Origin of the sequence: Allobosea sp. RAF48, from assembly GCF_052114025.1 — a bacterium.
Taxonomy (GTDB): Bacteria; Pseudomonadota; Alphaproteobacteria; order Rhizobiales; family Beijerinckiaceae; genus Allobosea.
Genome location: NZ_JBFRDZ010000004.1, coordinates 361,429 through 382,406 on the forward strand (window position 1 = coordinate 361,429; position 20,978 = coordinate 382,406).

Annotated in this window: 17 protein-coding genes, 3 tRNA genes and 4 pseudogenes; 10 read left to right on the forward strand and 14 right to left on the reverse strand. The window is 64.4% G+C overall.

Annotated features, from left to right (window positions below; translation table 11 throughout):
• Window positions 1–89 precede the first annotated feature (89 nt).
• Window positions 90–1,397: a TAXI family TRAP transporter solute-binding subunit gene (locus tag AB4Z10_RS10490; RefSeq protein ID WP_441470339.1), complete on the forward strand. Its 1,308-nt coding sequence runs from the start codon at window positions 90–92 to the stop codon at window positions 1,395–1,397.
• Window positions 1,398–1,595: 198 nt separating this feature from the next.
• On the opposite strand, the gene AB4Z10_RS10495 is transcribed toward AB4Z10_RS10490, so the two are convergent.
• Window positions 1,596–1,796 (reverse strand): hypothetical protein, encoded by a 201-nt coding sequence (locus AB4Z10_RS10495; protein ID WP_441470340.1) that lies wholly within the window; start codon window positions 1,794–1,796, stop codon window positions 1,596–1,598.
• 59 nt (window positions 1,797–1,855) lie between these two features.
• On the opposite strand from AB4Z10_RS10495, the gene AB4Z10_RS10500 reads away from it, so the two are divergent.
• Window positions 1,856–2,107: a hypothetical protein gene (locus AB4Z10_RS10500; RefSeq protein ID WP_441470341.1), complete on the forward strand. Its 252-nt coding sequence runs from the start codon at window positions 1,856–1,858 to the stop codon at window positions 2,105–2,107.
• Between the two features lie 157 nt (window positions 2,108–2,264).
• Here AB4Z10_RS10500 and AB4Z10_RS10505 read toward each other — a convergent pair.
• Window positions 2,265–2,537: pseudogene (locus tag AB4Z10_RS10505) on the reverse strand (Ku protein); the annotation flags it as partial.
• Window positions 2,538–2,693: 156 nt separating this feature from the next.
• On the opposite strand from AB4Z10_RS10505, the pseudogene ku reads away from it, so the two are divergent.
• The 3 genes and pseudogenes from ku (at window position 2,694) to AB4Z10_RS10520 (ending at window position 4,856) form a co-directional block, all read left to right on the forward strand.
• Window positions 2,694–3,495: pseudogene (gene ku / locus AB4Z10_RS10510) on the forward strand (non-homologous end joining protein Ku).
• 289 nt (window positions 3,496–3,784) lie between these two features.
• Window positions 3,785–3,919 (forward strand): DUF7696 family protein, encoded by a 135-nt coding sequence (locus AB4Z10_RS10515; RefSeq protein ID WP_441470342.1) that lies wholly within the window; start codon window positions 3,785–3,787, stop codon window positions 3,917–3,919.
• A 94-nt stretch (window positions 3,920–4,013) separates the two neighbouring features.
• Complete coding sequence (locus tag AB4Z10_RS10520; protein ID WP_441470343.1) at window positions 4,014–4,856, forward strand: hypothetical protein; 843 nt, start codon at window positions 4,014–4,016, stop codon at window positions 4,854–4,856.
• A gap of 605 nt (window positions 4,857–5,461) precedes the next feature.
• On the opposite strand, the gene AB4Z10_RS10525 is transcribed toward AB4Z10_RS10520, so the two are convergent.
• Window positions 5,462–5,728 carry a hypothetical protein gene (locus AB4Z10_RS10525; RefSeq protein ID WP_441470344.1) on the reverse strand — a complete coding sequence of 89 codons (267 nt, stop codon included), beginning with the start codon at window positions 5,726–5,728 and terminating at the stop codon, window positions 5,462–5,464.
• Between the two features lie 454 nt (window positions 5,729–6,182).
• Between AB4Z10_RS10525 and AB4Z10_RS10530 the strand changes: the two genes are divergently transcribed.
• Window positions 6,183–6,596, forward strand: a complete 414-nt coding sequence (locus AB4Z10_RS10530) for a hypothetical protein (protein ID WP_441470345.1) — start codon at window positions 6,183–6,185, stop codon at window positions 6,594–6,596.
• Here the strand turns inward: AB4Z10_RS10530 and AB4Z10_RS10535 are convergent.
• A pseudogene (locus AB4Z10_RS10535) lies at window positions 6,556–7,449 on the reverse strand (IS3 family transposase); the annotation flags it as partial. The gene AB4Z10_RS10530 and the pseudogene AB4Z10_RS10535 sit on opposite strands and share 41 nt — an antisense overlap.
• A 61-nt stretch (window positions 7,450–7,510) precedes the next feature.
• Between AB4Z10_RS10535 and AB4Z10_RS10540 the strand changes: the two are divergent.
• Window positions 7,511–8,545, forward strand: coding sequence for an IS110 family RNA-guided transposase (locus AB4Z10_RS10540; protein WP_441470346.1), 1,035 nt, complete (start codon window positions 7,511–7,513; stop codon window positions 8,543–8,545).
• A 253-nt stretch (window positions 8,546–8,798) separates the two neighbouring features.
• Here the strand turns inward: AB4Z10_RS10540 and AB4Z10_RS10545 are convergent.
• Window positions 8,799–9,053: pseudogene (locus AB4Z10_RS10545) on the reverse strand (transposase); the annotation flags it as partial.
• A gap of 263 nt (window positions 9,054–9,316) precedes the next feature.
• Between AB4Z10_RS10545 and AB4Z10_RS10550 the strand changes: the two are divergent.
• Complete coding sequence (locus AB4Z10_RS10550) at window positions 9,317–10,024, forward strand: hypothetical protein (RefSeq protein ID WP_441470347.1); 708 nt, start codon at window positions 9,317–9,319, stop codon at window positions 10,022–10,024.
• Window positions 10,025–10,094: 70 nt separating this feature from the next.
• Here AB4Z10_RS10550 and AB4Z10_RS10555 read toward each other — a convergent pair.
• Window positions 10,095–10,171: transfer RNA gene (locus AB4Z10_RS10555), tRNA-Asp, on the reverse strand.
• 116 nt (window positions 10,172–10,287) lie between these two features.
• Entirely contained in the window at window positions 10,288–10,824 is a 537-nt protein-coding gene (locus tag AB4Z10_RS10560; RefSeq protein WP_441470348.1) for a hypothetical protein, read from the reverse strand.
• 45 nt (window positions 10,825–10,869) lie between these two features.
• Here AB4Z10_RS10560 and AB4Z10_RS10565 point away from each other — a divergent pair.
• Window positions 10,870–10,945 (forward strand) — tRNA-Val (locus AB4Z10_RS10565).
• 126 nt (window positions 10,946–11,071) lie between these two features.
• Here AB4Z10_RS10565 and lon read toward each other — a convergent pair.
• The 5 genes from lon to AB4Z10_RS10590 form a co-directional block, all read right to left on the reverse strand.
• Window positions 11,072–13,498 (reverse strand): endopeptidase La, encoded by a 2,427-nt coding sequence (gene lon / locus AB4Z10_RS10570; RefSeq protein ID WP_441470349.1) that lies wholly within the window; start codon window positions 13,496–13,498, stop codon window positions 11,072–11,074.
• Between the two features lie 349 nt (window positions 13,499–13,847).
• Window positions 13,848–15,116, reverse strand: a complete 1,269-nt coding sequence (clpX, locus tag AB4Z10_RS10575) for an ATP-dependent Clp protease ATP-binding subunit ClpX (protein ID WP_441470350.1) — start codon at window positions 15,114–15,116, stop codon at window positions 13,848–13,850.
• Window positions 15,117–15,389: 273 nt separating this feature from the next.
• Entirely contained in the window at window positions 15,390–16,013 is a 624-nt protein-coding gene (locus tag AB4Z10_RS10580; RefSeq protein WP_441470351.1) for an ATP-dependent Clp protease proteolytic subunit, read from the reverse strand.
• A gap of 162 nt (window positions 16,014–16,175) precedes the next feature.
• A complete protein-coding gene (tig, locus tag AB4Z10_RS10585; protein WP_441470352.1) occupies window positions 16,176–17,606 on the reverse strand; it encodes a trigger factor in 1,431 nt (476 codons plus the stop codon).
• A gap of 91 nt (window positions 17,607–17,697) precedes the next feature.
• Window positions 17,698–17,782 (reverse strand) — tRNA-Leu (locus AB4Z10_RS10590).
• Between the two features lie 189 nt (window positions 17,783–17,971).
• Between AB4Z10_RS10590 and AB4Z10_RS10595 the strand changes: the two genes are divergently transcribed.
• Complete coding sequence (locus AB4Z10_RS10595; RefSeq protein ID WP_441470353.1) at window positions 17,972–19,408, forward strand: multicopper oxidase family protein; 1,437 nt, start codon at window positions 17,972–17,974, stop codon at window positions 19,406–19,408.
• Between the two features lie 10 nt (window positions 19,409–19,418).
• On the opposite strand, the gene AB4Z10_RS10600 is transcribed toward AB4Z10_RS10595, so the two are convergent.
• Window positions 19,419–19,943, reverse strand: coding sequence for a gluconokinase (locus AB4Z10_RS10600; protein ID WP_441470354.1), 525 nt, complete (start codon window positions 19,941–19,943; stop codon window positions 19,419–19,421).
• Window positions 19,944–19,948: 5 nt separating this feature from the next.
• A complete protein-coding gene (gnd, locus tag AB4Z10_RS10605; RefSeq protein WP_441470355.1) occupies window positions 19,949–20,944 on the reverse strand; it encodes a phosphogluconate dehydrogenase (NAD(+)-dependent, decarboxylating) in 996 nt (331 codons plus the stop codon).
• Window positions 20,945–20,978: the final 34 nt, after the last annotated feature.

The following is a 20,978-nucleotide window of genomic DNA, read 5'->3' on the forward strand; positions in this document are numbered from 1 at the left end:
AACAGGACTGGCGTCCATGACCGGCCGGGGCCCCCTGCAGGCGCCCCGGCCGGTCATGGTGCCGCCGCATGAGACGGGGGACCAGGGTCATGCGATTTGCCCTATGGACAGGGGCTCTCCTCGTCATCGCCGCTATCGCGGCCGCAGTCCATTTCTGGTCCCCGCACGCGACTTTGCGGGTGACGACGGGCGCCTTCGGCACGGATGCCCAGCGCTTGATCGGTGCCCTCATCACCGAGGTGACCAGGGATCATCCCCGCGTGAAGCTCCAGCCGGTTCAGGTCGACGACCTGGCTGCCAGTTCGAGAGCGATCGAAAACGGCGCTGCCGATCTCGCCATAATCCGCAGCGACGTCTCGCCGCCGATCAATGGCCAGACCATCGCGATTCTGCGCCGCGACGTCGTCGCGTTCGTGCTGCCGCCGAAATCGGCCATCGACAGTATCGACAAACTCTCCGGCAAGACGATCGCAATTCCGCAAGGGCGCCTGCAGGAGGTCAACGCCGCGCTGCTCGACCTCATCCTGGGCTATTACAATGTCGCGCCGCATGAGGTGAAACGGCTCTTCCTGTCGCCCGAGGAGATGGTCGCCGCCGTTCATCAACGGCATATCGCCGCCATTCTTGCCGTCGGCCCGGTCGGACCGGGGGATGTGGTCGGCGCCGTGCTGGCCATGGCGAGGGGAACGGCGGGAACGCCGACGATCCTGGCGTTCTCCGACGGGGATGCCTTCAATCGGCGTTTTCCGGCCTTCGAGTCCTATGATGTGCCGGAAGGTGCCTTCAGAGCTCGCCCGGAAACCCCCGACGACACCGTGACGACGCTCTCGGTAACCTATCGGCTCGTCGCGCCCGACAGGATGCTCGATCTCGTCGCCGGGGCGATCGGCCGGACCCTGTTCACGTCGAAGCCCAAGCTGGTCGCGCTCACACCCCTGGCGAGCCAGATTGAAGCGCCCGACCCTGATGCCAAGAATCCAATCCTGCCGATCCATCCCGGCGTCGCCAACTATCTCAACAACGGCGAACAGAGCTTTTTCGATGAGATCCAAGGCTATTTCTATCTCGCCGCCGCTGTCCTCAGCATCCTCGGCTCGGTAGCCACGATCATCATCGGGCGTGCGAAGACGGGGCGGATGCGCCAGGAGCAGAAGCGGATCGGGCAGTTGATCCAGATCGCCGATCAAGCCCGAGGCGCCGATGCCGAGACGCTGGAGGCGCTCGAGCACTCGCTTCATCGCCTGATCGACGAAGCCGTGGGTGCCGCCGGCCGCTCGGGCGGCGATTCCACGATGGTCCTCGCGATCAACCACGCCCGTTATTCAGTGACGGCGCGTCGAGCACAACTGAACTCCCAGGGGGCGCCGAGTCCGACGCAGCCTTCCCTGTCGATGTAGAAAGCGATGCCCTCGGCCCCGGCGGCCTGCGTCGCGTCCGGGGGCTCCTCTGGAACCGCGGGCTCGGCCCGACGACCGCCCCGTGCTGGAGCCTATCACAGGCATAGCCATCGCGGTGCTGGGATCCACAGTCGCATAGGCGCGCGCGCTACTGATTTTGGCATGCCGGGCGAGGCGAGCAAAGGTCTCCACCAGCTATCACCACTCTCGTCTCGCCGAAGTCGAACGTCTGACGGACCCGCGCGAGACGGAACGATCGGCGTCGGCGAGCAGAACGGCGAAATCGTGCAGAACTGCCCGTAGCGCGGCCCGCTCGCCGCCATACTCAGCGACCAGATCGTTGCTTTCGCATTCGATTTCATTCGCCAAGTCGGTTTCGGGTGCGGGTTCGGGTGACATGGCTTGCGCCCTCGAGTATCAGAACATTTTAAGAACAAACCGCCCCTGGGAGTCAGGCCATGAACGTCGATACCTTCTTCCTGCAGCCATTCAAGACGCATCGAAAGAAGCTGGTTCCGGCGCAGCGCGTGCTGGCGAAAACCAAGCACCACGCGCTGAATGAGGGCGAGCGGCTTGGACGCATTGCCGAAGGCGTGGCGGTCGTGCACGTCGTCGCTGACGACGAGACCGGCGAGGTTGCTTCCATCGACGTCCTCGCCCGCCACGGCGCCATCCCAGAGGAGTTCGAGGAGCAGATCAGAGCGCTATGAAGCGCAACGCACGTCGCGCCTACGACAAGGACGGACAGGAACTCTCACCGGCGACCGTCTCCGGCCATCAGCAGTTGGGGCTTCGCCGGATCGAGATTTACTGCAACGATTGTGGCCACCACCGGAACGGGATCGACATCGCAGATTTGCCGCCCGAACAGGGGATGAAAGCGGCGACGGCAAGGGTTTTGTTGCTCTCTGGAACCGACTTTGCGATTTCCTCGGGCTCAACCTCGGCGTAGCGGTCTTTGTCGATCTCGAAGCCCTTGATCTGGTGTTCGCGGTCGACCGGCTCATCCGTAACCGGATCGACGAATTCGCGCCGCACCCGATGGCCGGTATCGCGATTGATCATGTGGAACGAAATGCGCTCCGATGTGCTGGCCCCGGTATAGGGCGCGACCGGGCAGCTGATCTCGCCAAACTTCAGATAGCCTTTTCAGTTCGCACGCGCCGCGACCATGGCCCCCACCCCGCGCGCAACAACACGATTCAATGCCGGGCCACCGCACATGTTCCCGCCTCGCGGAACTGATTCGTTCGCCCGGCATTGAGTCCGTCGTTTCGTTGCCGGAGTTGCGTTGTCATGGCCGAACGAACCTATTGGAAGGGCTATCTCAAACTGTCGCTGGTAACCTGCCCGGTCGCGATGTCGCCGGCGACATCCGAAAGCGAGTAAAGTCCGGTTCCACACACTGAACCGCGAAACCGGCAACCGGATCGTCAGCCGCTACGTTGACGCCGACAGCGGCAAACCCGTCGGGCCCGATCACCAGGCCAAAGGCTACGAGGCCGAAGCCGGCCGCTTCGTCGTCATAGAGGATGAGGAGCTTGAAGCGGTGCGGCTCGACACCGTCCGCACGATCGACATCGACAAGTTCGTGCCGCGCGACTCGATTCCGTGGCTCTATCTCGATAGTCCCCGCTACCTCGTTCCGGACTGCGATGTCGGCGAAGAAGCCTTCTCGGTGATCCGCGACACTATGACCGCGTCCAAGATGGTCGGCATCTCACGCGTGGTTTTGTATCGCCGGGAGCGCGCCGTCATGCTCGAAGCCCGCGACCGCGGCATCGTGCTTTGGACGCTCCGCTACGGCGACAAAGTCCGCGACGAGCAAGCGTATTTCTCCAGCATCGAGCGGGAGAAGCCTGAGCCCGAACTGCTCGATCTGGCGCAGAAATTCATCAAATCGAAGACCGCAGACTGGTCGCCGGAGATGGTCAAGGATCCGGTGCAAGCACACCTGCTTAAGCTGATCGCGTCGAAGAAGCGCCGGAGGGGCGCGCGGGTTTCTGCTACTCGCGAGGACGGACGGCCGGCCAATGTCGTCAACCTCTTCGACGCTCTGAAGAAGCGCCTCCAGGCTGACAAGTCGCTTCGCAGCTAAGCGCCATGGGTCATAGTGCAAACCCCCATCGTCCCCGTACGCCGGCCCCCGGCGAGCAGGCGAGAACTCTATCGAGAGCGCTGCCAGGACGATGAAGGCAACCGCTACACGGTGATCGTTTGGCAGAACAAGCCGGGGCTATCGACCGTCTCATACTCGCTGGAGGACGGGACACCGGTCCATTACGAGGACGAGTGCCTCTCGCTTCCATCGGGAAAAATGATAACCTGTTGTCTGGACTGACGGTCAGCCCATTTCGGGCAGCACGCGAATCTGGCACGGCCGGCGCATGCCCTACCCGCCTGACAACCCGCCCACGGAGTTCTCAGTTTTCGCCGGCCGCGAGGTGTCCACGTGGTCGGAGGAATGGAAGCACGAGTGCGAGGTGCGGTTTCCGGCCGAGGTCGATCGCCAACGGCTATAGATTGATCCAAGACTTGCCGGGGCGGCACACCTATGGCGAATTGACGAGTATTGTCGACGGTTTCTGGCTTCTAAGACGGTTTGATCAACACGCCATGGCGCTCGCAAAGTCGCTCACCAGCATGTTACATCAGTCGATCGATCCCTGGCTATCGGCGACCCGAAAGGTGCGGTTGCGGGATTACGGCCTGAAGCCAGGCGAGATCCTACCAGTAGCGCATCTTCATCCCGAAACGCCGCACTGCTGCGGACACCCGCTATGCGGTCTTATTGTTGCCGACGCGCGTCGGTTCCATCGCCGCAATGCGCCTCAAACGGGCCTTCGGCGCTGGGTCGTGCCAACTGCGATGCTGGTTGATATGGGTCGTTTTCCGACATCGGACGCCTATATGCGAGCCGTTTCAAAGCGCTCTCGCGGCAATATCGTGCGTGCCGCCAAAAAGGCCGCACGCCTCGGTGTCAGCTGCGTGCCAATCCACGCGGACGGTTATGCAGCAAGCATTGCAGCCATTGCCGCGTCCAAACGCTTCAGATCCGGTGGCCCAGTCCTGTCAGCATGGGTCAGTTCTGGGGCAGGCCTCGTCGATTCACGGGAGCAACCTACGGCGCCTCCCTGCGCCTCGCATTGGACACTGACGTGGGGCGCTTTCGTTCACGAAGATTGTGGTGCGCGGCTGATCGCACATGTTTCGCTGAGACGGGTCGGTGACATGTGCCGCACGCACGAGATCATGTGCCACGGTGACTATCTAAAAACCGGAGCCTTGAAATTTCTGTTCCTCGAGGTGGCCCGCTGGCTCATGGACAGACGAGCACCTGAAGCTCAGGGGCTCCGCTGGTTTATGTATGGCGCCATGGAACACGGCGGCGTCGGACTGCATGAATGGAAGCGATTGCTCTGTTTCGAGCCCGCCAACCTGGCTTTTGCGCCGGGATGACCCTTCCTGTTTCACCATCGCAGCACTGATGGTTACGTAGTGTTCGCCGAGTGGCATGGGCCTCTGATGCTCGAGGAGGCAGCAGGCCCGCCCGCCGCCCGTGGGATGGCAATGTTTGCCGTCAGCGCCCTCGGCTTTCTGGCTGGCTGGTCGTTGGGAATCATGACCTGGTCGGCTACCTGGCGACGTGCAAAAGCTTTGTCCGCATCTTCTGATCGCAGTCATCCGTAGGTCGGCTATCGACCCATCTTGGACGTTGGCGCGAACGCAAAAAGCCGGCGCCACCCTGAAGGATGACGGCAGCCAAGTTTAGGGAGGAAACGCCCGAAGGCAGCCGGCTAGGCCGGCCAGTCCGTTTTGCGGCGTTCAGCCGCCCGATTTCGGGGGCATCGGGATAGACGGCGGGCCATCCCGCCAGCAGCGCGCCCAGCGGATCACTGCGTCACAAACCGTCATACCGACGAGGCCGAGCAGCGAAGCCGACCGAACCCTCGATATCGCCTGTCGGATAGGCCCAGAGGTCGAGCCATTTCCGGATGAGTGTCATCGCCACTGGCGTCGCGTAACCGGCCCCGCCGCCGCGGACGACCGCAGGGCCAGAACCTTCAACCGCCCATGACCTTCATGGCGGCGTCCATCGCCTTCTCCTTTGGGTTTGCGGTGCAGTAGGTCTTCATCTTGGCATCGACCTCAGCGGCCATCTTGTCCATGGCAGCGTCGCCGGTCTTCGGCGTGCCGCCACTGGCCACGACGGTCTTGAGATAATCCGCGCAGGTCATCTCGGGGTCGGTGGCCTGAGCAGAGGCAGAGAGGGAAACGAGCGTCAACGCAAAGGCCGCGGCGGCAGTGCGGCGTGTCGTAGTCATAGGCATGATGAAAATCCTGAAACGCCAGCCGACATGATGCCGGTAATGCGCACGCTTCAGGTGCACAGCGCCGCACGATCGCGCAAGCGATATTTCCTTGGCGAATCTTCCAATGGGCGGTCGCTCTACACCGGAGGATGGGGAAACGAAGGTGGCCCATCGCGCCAGCGCTGCACCCAGCGGATCACTGCGTCGTAGGCGGTCATGCCACAGAGGCCGACGACGAAGACGACAGAACCGCCCACATCGACCGAGGACAGGGGGAAGCCTCACCATTCGAGCCAACGCATGGCGATGGCGTTGGCTGTCGGGCCGACGCCTCCGGCTGTGAGGGCTCCGTATCCGACGAGCAGGCCCTCGACCGTGGTGATCAGGTAATCGGCCCTCACGCCTTCGGGCTTGAGCGCGATGCTCGTGATGTTATCGCCGAGCGCCTCGCTATGTTGGCTTAGAGGCGCCGATGAACCTCGAGCTCGAAATGGGGCAAGATAAAATCCGCCATCTGGTTCTGATGAGAAACCTATGGCGCTACAGGCCATCGCAGATCATGACGCCGCACGACTTCAAGTTCATCACCTTTGGCCCTGGCATGCTTGTCGGGAACCAGAACCTCCCTCCGCCTGAGTATCAGCGGCGAGCGATCGAGCTGAATGCCGACTGGGATACGGTTCGAAAGGGACACGCGAAAGCCGCCAAACCAGGCTATGCCGCCGGAACTGCAGGCGCGGCCTATCAGCGCGTGATCAAGATCCGCACTGGGGAGTTCGCGAAACAAGGGCTGAAGCAGACTAAGGATCAGCAAACTGGCCTGCTGCCGGTTTGTGAACAGTCGGTTAGGCTAATCCGACCTTCTTTTCGAACTCGGCCGGGCTGATGTAGCCGATGGTCGAGTGCCTGCGAACGGCGTTGTAGAACCGCTCGATGTAATCGAACACGTCGGCGCGAGCATCGTCGCGTGTCCGGTAAACCCTGCCTCTGATCCGCTCGGTCTTCAGCGACGAGAAGAAGCTCTCCATCGCGGCATTGTCCCAGACGTTACCCGCGCGGCTCATCGAGCAGGTGACGCCGTTGTCGGTCATGAGCTTCTGGAACTGCTCGCTGGCATACTGACTGCCTTGGTCCGAATGGTGCAGCAGGGCATCAGGTTTTCCCCGACGCCAGATCGCCATCATTAGCGCATCGGTTACGAGGCCGGCGGTCATCTCAGCCTTCATCGACCAACCCACCACCCGGCGGGAGAAGAGGTCGATGACCGCTGCAACGTAAAGCCAACCCTCCGCGGTCCATATATAAGTAAAGTCGGCGATCCAGCGCTGGTTGGGCCGTTCGGCGTGGAACTCCCGGCCGAGCGTATTCGGGGCGATGGCCGATCGCCGGCCCTCATCCCTCGGAAGGCTGCGCCGACGCGGCCTGGCACGCAAAGCCTGGGCACGCATCAGCCGCTCGATGCGATGCAGGCCGCAATCGATGCCTTCCGCCAGCACGTCCCGCCAGACGCGCCTGGCGCCATAGGTCCGATCCGAACCAAGGAAGCTTGCCCGGACCCTGTTGCCGATCTCCTCGTCGTCGCGTGCACGCCTGCTCGGCGATCGGTTGAGCCAGGCATGGAAGCCCGAGCGCGACACATCCAGCGCTTCGCAAAGCCATGCCACCGGCCAGATTCCCCGGTGCTTCGTAATGAACGTGAACCTCATGTCACGTCCTACGCGAAGTAGGCTGCGGCCTTTATGGAATGGCCCGCCCCTCCCTCTGGCGCCATGTTGGCACCGGAACCTGGAGGAGAGGGCGATGACTAGGACTCCGATAGCCGTGCTCGGAATCGATCTCGGCAAGAACAGCTGCAGCCTCGCCGGTCTCGACGCGACCGGCGCAGTCATCCTGCGTCGGAAGATGACACGAGAGCGCCTTGTGGCGTTCGCTGCCGAGCTGCCTTCGTGCGTCGTCGCGATGGAGGCGTGTTGCGGCGCGCACTTCCTGGGGCGCGCCTTTGCGGATCGAGGACCCCAGGTGCGATTGATGTCCCCTGAGTACGTGCAGCCCTACGTCAAGGCGCAGAAGACCGACGATCGAGACGCGGAGGCGATCGCGGAGGCGGCCACGCGGCCGACCATGCGGTTCGTGTCTCTCAAGACCGAGGCCCAGCTCGACCTCCAGGCCCTGCATCGGGCGCGTGAACGCCTGGTGCTCGCTCGAACGGCGCTGATCAACCAGCTTCGAGCTGTCCTGCTCGAACGCGGGATCATCCTTCCGAAGGGGCGAAGCGTCCTCATGCGACGCCTGGACGAGGTTGGCGCCGACGGCTTGGCAAGCAGCCCCCGCACCCGGGAGTTGGTCAAGGACCTAAGAGATGAGTGCGCGGTTCTCGATCAGCGGATCATGGCTTACGACGCCGAGTTCGCAGCCCTTGCGCGTGACGATGTTCAAGCGCGTCGATTGTCCGGGATTCCCGGTATCGGCGTGATCAACGCTACGGCTCTTCTGGCAGCCGTAGGCGATGGCAGTGCTTTCGCCAGAGGGCGAGACCTCGCGGCCTGGCTTGGTCTGACACCGCGCCAGCACTCTACCGGCGGCAAGACGAAGATGCTGGGCATCAGCAAGCGCGGCAACCGCTACCTGCGCAAACAGCTGATCCACGGCGCACGCGCGGCCCTGCCACACTTAGCCGCCAAGTCGACGAGAATGGGTGACTGGTTGAGAAACATGCTGGCTCGGGCCCATACGAACGTCGTTGTCGTGGCGCTGGCCGCAAAACTGGCTCGGGTTATCTGGGCGGTTCTACGCCACGGGAAGAACTTCGATCCAGGCGCCGCTGCGGCAGCCTGATCGGCGAGGAATGCGGCTGGCCGAACCCGGCCGCCCGAAATCTGCGAGAGGTGAAAGACAGATGGCATAACGGTCAGACCGGCGGCTCGGAGATCCTGGTCCTAAATGCGGCGCCCGACGCCGTGGCTTTTATGAGGACCCGGGACGCGCGGATATCCATCTTGGCCAGGGCCAGCCCCTGAGACCGGATACGTTGATGCAGACCGATCATGCCAACCAGACGACACCCTTGCAGACGGGGCGGGCCATACGTTTTTAGGATGTCGCGCTCCGCCTTGAGCTTGGCCACCTCTCGCCGCAGCTTCTCGATCTCAAGCTGCTCCGACTTCATTTGACCGTGGCCGGGAAAGGCCTGCGCAGGATCGGCCGAGAAGAGCTTCACCCATTTGCGCAGCTGGTTCTCATGGACATCCAAATCCCGAGACGCCTGCGCCACACTCACTCCGCGATCCTTGATCAGGCGGACCGCCTCGATCTTGAACTCACGCCCAAACTGTCTTCGCCGCATACCCCACCTCCGGGTTCATGAAACACCCAATCTCGGTGTCCACGAAACCGGCAGCAGGCCAAGCACGCGACGACCGGCCTCGTGCTTGGCACTGGATAGACCCGCTATGGGGCGACACTGATCCGAAGACCATCCAACCCGAGGCGTTCCTGTCGTTCGACGAGAGAACCGGCGAGGCTACCGGGTTGGCGCCGTTGATTGAGAAGCTAGTTTCGATCTGAGCGCTACGTTTCATCAAAGTCTGGCGGGCCCTTTGGAAAAAGATGTCGGCGATGGGCTACTGTGCACTCGACGCTGACCCTTCGCTCATTTTCGGCAATAAGGCTCCAGACGCGCGCCAAGCGGTCTGGACCGAGGGAGAGGTCGTCAGGCTCTGCAAGCGAGCCCAGCGGGTGGGCCACAAGGGACTCGCCGCCTACATGGCCACGGCATGGGACAGCCAGCTCTCCCCTATCGACCTGCGCTCTCTGACGACCGGCCAGCGAGCCGACGACGTTCAGGGCGCAATCTTCTCGCTGGCGCGGACCAAGACAGGGAGGGCCGCAGCGGCTTCGCTCGGCAAGCGGGCGACCTGGCGCTCGACTCCTACATCGCTAACCTTGCGTTCGAGCGATGCCGCATGTCCCGATCTTCAGGACGCGTGGCGCCCCATGATGCCGAAGGGAGGCAAGCCTCAGCCGCCCTCGCCCTACACGAAGAACAAGCTCGCTGAGGACTTCCGGACGATTCGCACGGCGGAGTTCGGCGAGGCCGAGGATCGCAAGCTGTCCGACATGCGACGGTCGGGAACTGTCGAGGCGACTGTGGGCGGGTTGGACGCCCAAGCCGTAACGACCAAGATGCCAAAAACCCTCGCAGCCTCCGCCCGACTTCAGAAGACCTATGACCCAGTCAACCTGGCGACGGTGCGCGAGGTGGACGCGATAAGGAGAGAGGGGCGGGCCAAGCTTCGCGAGGACAAAACGCGATGAAATTTGCAACGGGGCCGGCTGAGGATTTGTAACGGATAAAGGAGCGCATGATGCAACCCCTTGATTTAAATGGCGCGGGCGACGGGGCTCGAACCCGCGACCTCCGGCGTGACAGGCCGGCACTCTAACCAACTGAGCTACGCCCGCGCTGGGCGGCTGAGGCATTCGCCGTCAGCGACGTGGTGAGTATTGCCCCAGGCCGGAAGTGTCAAGCGCGTGATGCCGGCAAATTCACAGCTGGGGAAAAATCCCTTCGCCGGCATTCACGGTTCAGGCGTTCCGCCTTCCGTTTCCGGCGACGCAAGACAGGGATCGAGCAGCACGTGCCGGCGGTCCTGGCGGCTATATCCGCCCCGCAGGATGGCTTTGTCGCCCAATTTGAGATCGTTGGCGCTGTAGGTCACGCACAGCACGCGGACGCCCGGCTCGGCACAGACGGCGACGTACCAGAGCGCGCCATCGGTCTGAATCAGGGACACCGTGCCGGCGATCGCCATGTCGACGCGCGAATCGGGCGGCACCGAGTCGGGCAATTGCCCGGAGATGTCCTCACAGCTCGCAGGCTTGCCGGGCTGCTCCGGCTGGGAGAATGCCGGACGGCCGACAAAGAACGAATCCGGTAGCAGGGTTTGTGCCAGCGCCGGCTCCAGGCCCGAAGCGGCGGATAGGCTGGCGACGGCAAGGGCGTACCGGCGGCGGCGGGAGCGGATCAGGGATAGCGCGTTCACCCGCGTCACCCTGGCCATCAAGATGGCGGAATTCCGTCCGCCCTCGCGATTCCTCCACGCCTTGAAGCGCATGGTGCTTGCGATACGGCTCCCGAGGCCTTAAACGGCGAGCGCCGGGGGCGGTTAGCTCAGTTGGTAGAGCGCCTCGTTTACACCGAGGATGTCGGCGGTTCGAGCCCGTCACTGCCCACCACCCTTTCCCTTGATGTCCAGGCTTATCAGGCGGCCCCACCGGGCTGGAGCCGTGGGTGAGTCTTGCGCCCAAAAGAAAACCGCCGGGCGCTTGCGCGCCGGCGGCTCTCATTCCTCAGATCGAAGATCAGTGGGCGACGGCGCCCGCCGCCTCATCATCCGGGCCCGGGGCGGGCACGGCCTTCAGATCCTCTTCCCAGACGATCGGAACCGGCTGGCGGGTCAGCGCATGCTGCAGCACCTGCTCCATGCGCGAGACCGGGACGATCTCCATGCCGTCCTTCACCGACTTGGGAAGATCGATCAGATCCTTGGCGTTCTCCTCCGGGATCAGCACCTTCTTGATGCCGCCCCGCAGCGCCGCCAGGAGCTTCTCCTTCAACCCGCCGATCGGCAGCACCCTGCCCCGCAGCGTGATCTCGCCGGTCATGGCGACGTCACGGTTGGTCGGGATGCCGGTCAGGATCGAGACGATGGCGGTGGCCATCGCGATGCCGGCCGACGGACCGTCCTTCGGAGTAGCCCCCTCGGGAACGTGGACGTGGATGTCGCGCCGGTCGAAGAGCGGCGGCTCGATCCCGAAATCGACGGCCCGCGAGCGGACATAGGACGCCGCCGCAGAGATCGATTCCTTCATCACGTCGCGCAGGTTGCCGGTGACGGTCATGCGGCCCTTGCCGGGCACCATGACGCCCTCGATCGTCAGCAGCTCGCCGCCGACCTCGGTCCAGGCCAGGCCGGTGACGACACCGACCTGATTCTCCGTCTCCGCCATGCCGTAACGATAGCGCGGCGGGCCGAGATATTCCTCGAGCAGCGGCTCGTCGACGACGACCTTGTCCTTCTTGCCAAGCACGATGTCCTTCACGCCCTTGCGGACCGTGTTGGAGATCTCGCGCTCGAGGTTACGGACGCCGGCCTCGCGGGTGTAACGCCGCACCAGGGTCTGCAGAGCCTCGTCGGTGATCGACCACTCCTTACCGGTCAGCCCGTGCTTCTTGATCGCGTTCGCGATCAGGTGCTTGCGCGCAATCTCGGTCTTCTCTTCCTCGGTGTAGCCGGCGATGCGGATCACCTCCATCCGGTCCAGCAGGGCCGGCGGGATGTTCAGCGTGTTCGCCGTCGTCACGAACATCACGTTCGACAGGTCGTAATCGACCTCGAGGTAATGGTCGTTGAAGGTCGAGTTCTGCTCGGGGTCGAGCACCTCCAGCAGGGCCGCCGAGGGATCGCCGCGGAAGTCCTGGCCCATCTTGTCGATCTCGTCGAGCAGGATGAGCGGGTTCGAGGTCTTGGCCTTCTTCATCGACTGGATGATCTTGCCGGGCATCGAGCCGATATAGGTACGCCGGTGACCGCGGATCTCGGCTTCGTCACGCACGCCGCCGAGCGACATGCGGACGAACTCGCGCCCCGTCGCCTTGGCGATCGACTTGCCGAGCGAGGTCTTGCCGACACCCGGAGGGCCGACGAGGCACAGGATCGGGCCGGCGAGCTTGTTGGCGCGCTGCTGCACGGCGAGATACTCGACGATGCGATCCTTGACCTTGTCCAGGCCGAAGTGATCGTCGTCCAGCACCAGCTGGGCGGCGTTGAGGTCCTTCTTGATCTTCGAGCGCTTGCCCCACGGGATGCCGAGCATCCAGTCGAGATAGTTGCGCACGACAGTCGCCTCCGCCGACATCGGCGACATCTGGCGAAGCTTCTTCAGCTCGGCCGTCGCCTTGTCGCGGGCTTCCTTGGTCAGCTTGGTCCGGGCGATGCGCTCTTCCAGCTCGGCCAGCTCGTCACGGCCTTCCTCGCCGTCGCCCAGCTCCTTCTGGATCGCCTTCATCTGCTCGTTGAGGTAGTACTCGCGCTGGGTCTTCTCCATCTGACGCTTGACGCGCGAGCGGATGCGCTTCTCGACCTGGAGCACGGACATCTCGCTTTCCATGAGCGAGAGCACCTTCTCCAGACGATGAGCGACGTTGGTGATCTCCAGCACGCCCTGGCGATCGGCGATCTTGACCGCCAGATGCGAGGCGACCGTATCGGCGAGCTTGGCCGGCTCGTCGATCTGCGAGACCGCAGCGACGATCTCTCCCGAGATCTTCTTGTTGAGCTTCACATAGCTCTCGAACTCGCTGACGACCGAGCGGGCCAGCGCCTCGACCTCGACCTTCTTGCCTTCCTCCTCGGCCTGGCCGGTGGCCTCCGCCTCGTAGTAGGATTCGGTCGCGGAATAGGACACCGCCTTGGCGCGGCCGACGCCCTCGACCAGCACCTTCACGGTGGAGTCGGGCAGCTTGAGAAGCTGCAGCACGCGGGCGAGCGTGCCGATTTCATAGATATCCTTGGTCTGCGGGTCATCGTCGCCGGCGTTCTTCTGGGTCGCCAGCAGGATGAGCCCGTCCGTCTTCACCACTTCCTCGAGCGCGCGGATCGACTTCTCGCGCCCCACGAAGAGCGGGACGATCATATGCGGGAAGACGACGATGTCGCGCAAAGGCAGAACCGGGTAGGTGCCGGTCTCGCCTGGGACGAAGGGAGCGCGTGGCGTCGAGCCAGTCATGGCAGTTCCTTTGCAGTTGCGCCCGGCGGACCCCCAAGATGGGCGGAGCGATCGGACGTATGCGGCCGGAGCGACCATTCGCTCCTCCGCCCCTGCGCATCGCACCCTAGCTAGGCATGCGACTCTCGCAAGTGCACCTAAAGTGGAGACTTCCTCGCCGGCTTTCAAGCGAGGTATCCGGGCCATGCACCGCTGTCCTGCAGCGGGCGAAGGGCGGAAACCACGACCTGCGACGGTTCAGTCCCGGACGGAGCTGTCGCAGTGCGGCACTGCGATCAGCCCATGCCCATCACAACGCAAAACGCGCGCCAACGGCGCGCGTCGCGTTGTCGCAAGGCCTGAGAAAACCTCAGGCCGAGGCCGTCTTGGTTTCGTCCTCGCGCTCGGCGTAGATGAACAGCGGCCGCGCCTTGTTCTCCACGGCCTCCGGCCCGATCACGATCTGCTCAACGCCCTCGAGCCCGGGCAGCTCGTACATGGTCTCGAGCAGAATGCCCTCCATGATCGAACGCAGGCCGCGCGCGCCGGTCTTCCGCTCGATCGCCTTGCGGGCGATCAGGCTGACGGCCTCGTCGGTGAAGGTGAGCTGGGTGTCCTCCATCTCGAAGAGACGCTGATACTGCTTGACCAACGCGTTCTTCGGCTCGGTCAGGATGGTCTTCAGCGCCGGCTCGTCAAGGTCTTCCAGCGTCGCCAGGACCGGCAGGCGGCCGACGAATTCCGGGATCAGGCCGAACCTCAGCAGATCCTCGGGCTCGACCTCGCGGAAGATCGCGCCCGTGCGGCGCTCGTCGGGCGCCTTGACGGTCGCGCCGAAGCCGATCGAGGTGCCCTTGCCGCGGCTCGAAATGATCTTGTCGAGACCGGCGAAGGCGCCGCCGCAGATGAAGAGGATGTTGGTCGTGTCGACCTGCAGGAATTCCTGCTGCGGATGCTTGCGCCCGCCCTGCGGCGGCACGGAGGCGACGGTGCCTTCCATGATCTTCAGCAGCGCCTGCTGGACGCCCTCGCCCGACACGTCGCGGGTGATCGAGGGGTTGTCCGACTTGCGGCTGATCTTGTCGATCTCGTCGATATAGACGATGCCGCGCTGGGCCCGCTCGACATTGTAGTCGGAGGCCTGGAGCAGCTTGAGGATGATGTTCTCGACATCCTCGCCGACATAGCCGGCCTCGGTCAGCGTCGTGGCGTCGGCCATGGTGAAGGGCACGTCGAGGATACGGGCGAGCGTCTGCGCGAGCAGCGTCTTGCCCGAGCCGGTCGGCCCGATCAGCAGGATGTTCGATTTGGCCAGCTCGACGTCGTTGTGCTTCGTCGCGTGGCTGAGGCGCTTGTAGTGGTTGTGGACCGCTACCGAGAGCACCTTCTTGGCGTGATCCTGGCCGATGACATAGTCGTCCAGAACCTTGCGGATCTCCTTAGGCGTCGGCACGCCGTCCTTCGACTTCACCAGCGCGGATTTCGATTCCTCGCGGATGATGTCCATGCAGAGCTCAACGCATTCATCGCAGATGAACACGGTCGGGCCCGCGATGAGCTTGCGGACCTCGTGTTGGCTCTTGCCGCAGAAAGAGCAGTACAGCGTGCTCTTCGAGTCGCCGCCGGGCTTATTAGCCATTGTCCATCTCCAGTTCCGGAGACCGGGACCACACCAGCCGAGGCGGATGCAACCGTCGTCTCTCCGTCATAAATAAGCGCTCAGATCACGATGATTAGGTTAACGACCCGTTCCGATACATCCGGATACGCTGGGCCAATCCAAACCGGATCATAGTGGAGCGCTAGTCCGCTCACCCCCGACCCCATGCAAACACGGGGCCGATCTGCTTTCAATATGGCCCCTGTGAGCCGGCGCGCCAACCCACAGGTTCCACACCCCGCGTCGCAGGGCTCAGGCCGCCTCTTCCGGCCGCTTCTCGATGACCTGATCGATCAGACCGAACTCCTTGGCCTGCTCCGCGGTCATGAAATTATCGCGCTCCAGCGCGTTGTGGACGTCCTCGTAGGGACGGCCGGTGTGCTTCACGTAGATTTCATTGAGCCGCTTCTTCAGGCTCTCGACTTCCTTGGCATGGATCAGGATGTCGGTGACCTGGCCCTGATAGCCGCCGGAGGGCTGGTGAACCATGATGCGGGCGTTCGGCAGCGCGAAGCGCATGTCCTTGGCGCCGGCCGTCAGCAGCAGCGAGCCCATCGAGGCGGCCTGGCCGACGCAGAGCGTCGTCACCGGGCAGCGGATGAACTGCATCGTGTCGTAGATCGACAGGCCGGAGGTGACCACGCCGCCGGGCGAGTTGATGTAGAAGGAGATCTCCTTCTTGGGGTTCTCGGCCTCGAGGAAAAGCAGCTGGGCGACGACCAGCGAGGCGGAGAAGTCCTCGACCGGGCCGGTCAGGAAGATGATGCGCTCCCGCAGCAGGCGCGAGTAGATGTCGAAGGCGCGCTCGCCCCGGCTCGACTGCTCGACCACCATCGGGACGAGATTGTTGTAGGTCTCGATCGGATCGCGAAGCATTGATCTGTCCTCGATGAGTGCGCCGGATTGCGGCGGTTTTGTCGAATCAGCGGCTGTCTCGGAAGACATTCACATAAGCACGCCGAACGTGACTGAAAAGGGAAGCGCCGCCGGTCACGAAGGCCGGCGGCGCGAATGCTGAAATTAAGGTTGCCGGCAGCCTCAGGCGGAGGCTTCGTCGGCCTTGTCCTCGGCCTTCTTGCTCTTCTTGGCAGCAGCCTTCTTCGGCTTGGCCTCGGCGGTCTCCTCAGCCTCGTCGTCGGCGTAGAGCGCCTCGCGTGACACCGTCTGATCGGCGACCTTCACCTGGCCGAGCAGATGGTCGACGACCTTCTCCTCGAAGATCGGGGCGCGGATCTCGGCGAGCGCCTGCGGGTTCTTGCGGTAGAACTCCCAGACCTCCTTCTCCTGGCCCGGGAACTGGCGGGCGCGCTCGATCAGGGCCTGGGTGACCTCGTCATCCGAGATCTGGACCTTGGCCTGCTCGCCGATCTCGGCCAGCACGAGGCCGAGGCGCACGCGGCGCTCGGCGATCTTGCGGTAATCCGCGCGGGCGGCGTCCTCGGTGGTGTCCTCGTCGGCGAAGGTCTTGTTGGCGGCCTTCATGTCGGCCTCGACCTGGCTCCAGACGCTGCTGAACTCCTGCTCGACCAGGGTCGGCGGCAGCTCGAAGGTGTACTTGCCGTCGAGCGCGTCGAGCAGGCCCTTCTTGAGCTTGCGACGGGACTGAGCCTGGAAGTCGCGGCCGATCTGCTCGCGCACGGCGGTCTTCAGGGCGTCGAGCGACTCCATGCCGAAGGCCTTGGCGAGCTCGTCGTCGATCTTGGCCGCATCGGCCTTCTGGATCTCGGTGACGGTGACCTCGAACTCGGCGGGCTGGCCGGCGAGGTGGGCCGCCCCGTAGTTCTCCGGGAAGGTGACCTTGATCGTGCGGGTCTCGCCCTGCTTCGCGCCTTCGAGCTGCTCCTCGAAGCCAGGGATGAACTGGCCGCCGCCGAGATCGAGCGGGATCCCCTCGCCGGTGCCGCCCTCGAAGGCCTTGCCGTCGATGGTGCCGACATAGGAGATGATCAGGCGGTCGCCGCTCTCGGCCTTGGACTTCTCGCCCTTCGGCGAATAGGTGCGGTTGCCGGCAGCCATGCGCTCCAGCGCGGCGTCGACATCGGCGTCAGGAACCTCGGCGACGGGCTTCGTCAGCGAAACGTCGGAGATGTCCGCAAGTTCGATCTTCGGCAGCACCTCGAGCGCGACGGTGAAGGCGAGATCGCCCTTGGCCTCCATCGCGGCCTCGATCTCTTCCTTGTTCTCGGGGAAGCGGATCTGCGGCTCGAAGGCGAGCTTCAGGTTGTTGTCGGCGACGATCTTCTGGTTGGCTTCGTTGACGGCGTTCTGCAGCACGTCCGACATCACCGAACGGCCATAGAGGCGGCGCAGATGCGCGACCGGCACCTTGCCGGGACGGAAGCCGTTGATCTTGGCCTTGCCCTGAAGGTCCTGCAGGCTGTCGTCGAGCCTGGTCTTCAGGTCGGCGGCGTTCAGCACCACCTGGAATTCGCGCTTGAGGCCCTGGGACAGGGTTTCGGTCACGTTCATTTTTTTACCGCCAACAGCTCGTTTACGTCTCAATGTCCAAAGCGCGACGCCGGTTCCGACCGCCGCCGCGCTCGCGAAAAAACCAAGCCGATGGTGCGGGCGGAGGGACTCGAACCCCCACGACTTTCGCCGCTGGTACCTAAAACCAGTGCGTCTACCAATTCCGCCACGCCCGCCGGCCCGATAGCGCTGCGCGCGAGCAAACGCAGCGCGGCCATCGTCAAGCCGCAGCGCTATACGCATTTCGGCCGCGCCATGCAGCAAAAAAATGACGGTTCTGCAAAGAACGCCTTTGGCGACGGTTTTTGCCGCGGGCGCCGCCGCGCCTCTCGCCTCGGAGGCCTGCCCGGATTATGCGATATCCCATGACGATATCGCGCCCTGCCCGACCACCGCTTCCGTCCCGTCGGCTCGTGCTCGCCGGCCTTGGCGGCGCCGGGCTCTTCCCGCCAGCGAAGGGCTTCGCACAGGCATCGGCCGACGCACCGAAAGCGCCGGATGCCGCGCAGCCCCGCGCGCTCACGGCCGCATCAGCCAAGGCGCGGCTGCGCCCGACGCCACCGGTCGACACCGAGATCTGGGCCTTCGATGGCGCAACACCGGGCCCGACGCTGCGAATCAAGCAGGGCGAAACGCTGAGCCTGAAACTGGAGAACCGGACCACCGCTCCGCTCGGGCTGCATTGCTACGGTCTGCGCGGCCCAGCAGCACGCGACGGCGTCGGCGGCTTCAGCCAGCCGCCGATCCCTCCGGGCGAGACCGGCGAGATCCGCCTGACCCCGCCGGACAGCGGCACCCTGCTCTACCGGCCACTGGTCCTCGGCGGCTCCTCGGAGCCTTGTGGCCGCGGTCTGAGCGGCCTGCTGATCGTCGAGGAGCCGGAGCCGCCTGCGGTCGAGCTCGACCTGCCCGTGCTGGTGACGGACTGGCTCCTGGGTGACGACCAGTCGCTTCAGCCCTTCGTTCTGCAAGGGAACCCCGCCGCTTCCGCCGGACGGCTCGGCAGCTGGCTCACTGTGAATGGCCGCTCGCCGCCCCTGCCGGTGACGGCAAGGCCGGGCGCGCGGATCCGACTGCGCCTCGCCAATGCCTGCAACGCCCGGATCATGCGGCTGCGCTTCGACGGCGGCAAGCCGACCGTGATCGCGGTCGACAGCCAGCCGACGGAGAGCTTCGAGCCGGTCCGCTCGCAACTGCCCTTCGCGCCGGGAACGCGCTACGACGTGATCCTCGACCTGCCGGTGGAAGTCGGCGCCTCGGTCAACGTCACCGCCCTGATCGGGCCGGGCCTGCCGCTGGTGCGAATCGTGACCGCGGGAGAGCCGAGGGTCCCGCCCGCCGCTGTTCCCCAGCTCAAGCTCAACCCGGCGCTGCCCGCAGCTGTCCGCATGCAGGATGCGACGCGCCCGGAAATCGTGATCGAAGGCGGCGCGAAGCTCTCCGACGACCAGAAGCTGGATTTCTCGGGCCTCGACCTCGCCAGGCCTTGGCTCATCAATGGCGGGGTCGGCAGCCTCGACAGCAAGCCCCTGTTCAGCGCGAAGCGCGGCACGCCGATGGTGATCGCCATCGACAACCGCACCGCCTTCATCCAGCCGATGCACGTCCATGGCCACAGCTTCCGGCTGCTGCACCCGCTCGACGACGGCTGGGAGAACTATTTCCTCGACACCGTACAGATTCCGGAGCGCAAGAGGCTGCACATCGCCTTCATTGCCGACAATCCCGGCCGCTGGCTGATCTCCTCGACCGTGCTGGAACGCTTCGACCTCGGCGTCTGGACCTGGTTCGAGGTGACGTGAGGCCGGGCCGTCAGAGGCCCAACCGGTCGACCACGTCCTGCACGATCGCGTCCTTGCTGTCCTCGACCGAGACGACCAGCGGCCGCTCGTCCGGTCCGGGCTCCTCCAGCGCCGCGAACTGGCTGTCGAGCAGCGCCGGCGGCATGAAATGGTGCTGGCGGGCGGCCATGCGCCGGCCGATCAGCTCGCGCGAGCCCTTGAGATAGACCAGCGCCACGTCTGGGCGGTCGCCGACGATTACCTGCCGATAGGCGCGCTTCAGCGCCGAGCAGGTGACGATGCCGTGCTCGCCCTTCGCCCTGAGATCGTCGATCCAGGCGGCGATGGCTGCGAGCCAGGGCTTGCGATCCTCGTCGGTCAGCGGCGTGCCGCCGGCCATCTTGGCGACGTTCTCGGGAGGGTGGAAGGAATCGGCGTCGCGGAAGGGCCAGCCGAGACGCGCGGCCAGCCGCTCGCCCAGCGAGGTCTTGCCGGAGCTGGCGACGCCCATGACGACGATGACGGCCGGATCGCCGTCCTTATGCTCTGCAATCACGCTGATCAGCCCTGCTTCTTCGGCTCGACATGRCCGCCGAAGCCGGCGCGCATGGCGGAGAGGATCTTCTCGCCGAACGTATGGTCCACCCGCGAGCGAAAGCGCGCGAACAGCGCCGAGGTCAGCACCTCGGCCGGCGTCGCCGTCTCGACGGCGGCATCGACCGTCCAGCGCCCCTCGCCCGAGTCTGAGACGTTGCCGGTGTAGGAGGACAGCTCCTCATCGGCCGCCAGCGCCTCCGCCGTCAGGTCGAGCAGCCAGGAGGTGACGACCGAGCCGCGCCGCCAGACCTCGGCGATCTCGGTGACGTCGAAGTCGAAGCCGTATTCGGCCGGCAGGCCCTCCTTGGCGGAGGCATTGCGGAGCAGGTCGAAGCCTTCGGCGAAAGCCTGCATCATGCCGTATTCGATGCCGTTATGGACCATCTTGACGAAGTGGCCGGCGCCGGTGGGACCACAATGCAGATAGCCCTGCTCGGCCGTCGGGTTGCGGCCCTCGCGATGCCGGGTCGGTTCGATGTCGCCCTTGCCAGGCGCCAGAGCCTTGAAGATCGGCTCCAGCCGGTCGAAGGCCGCCTTGTCGCCGCCGATCATCAGGCAGTAGCCACGCTCCAGCCCATGGACGCCGCCGGAGGTGCCGATGTCCATGTAGTGGATGCCCTTGGCCGCGAGTTCCTTGCCGCGGCGGACATCGTCCTTCCAGAAGGCGTTGCCGCCATCGATGAGGATGTCGTCGGCACTGGCAAGGCTGGCGAGCTCGGCGAGCGTCGCCTCGGTGATCTTGCCGGCCGGCAGCATCACCCAGATCGCGCGCGGCGCCTTGAGCTTGGCGACCATGTCCTTGAGATCGGCCGCCACGATCGCGCCGTCGGCGGCGAGCGCCTGCCCCGGCTTCGGATCGCGGTCATAGACCACGCATTCATGGCCGGCGCGCATCAGGCGGCGCACGATGTTGGCCCCCATGCGGCCGAGGCCGATCACTCCAAGCTGCATATCCGACACTCCGCGAAGCCCGCTTTTATCGCTGCTTCAAGCA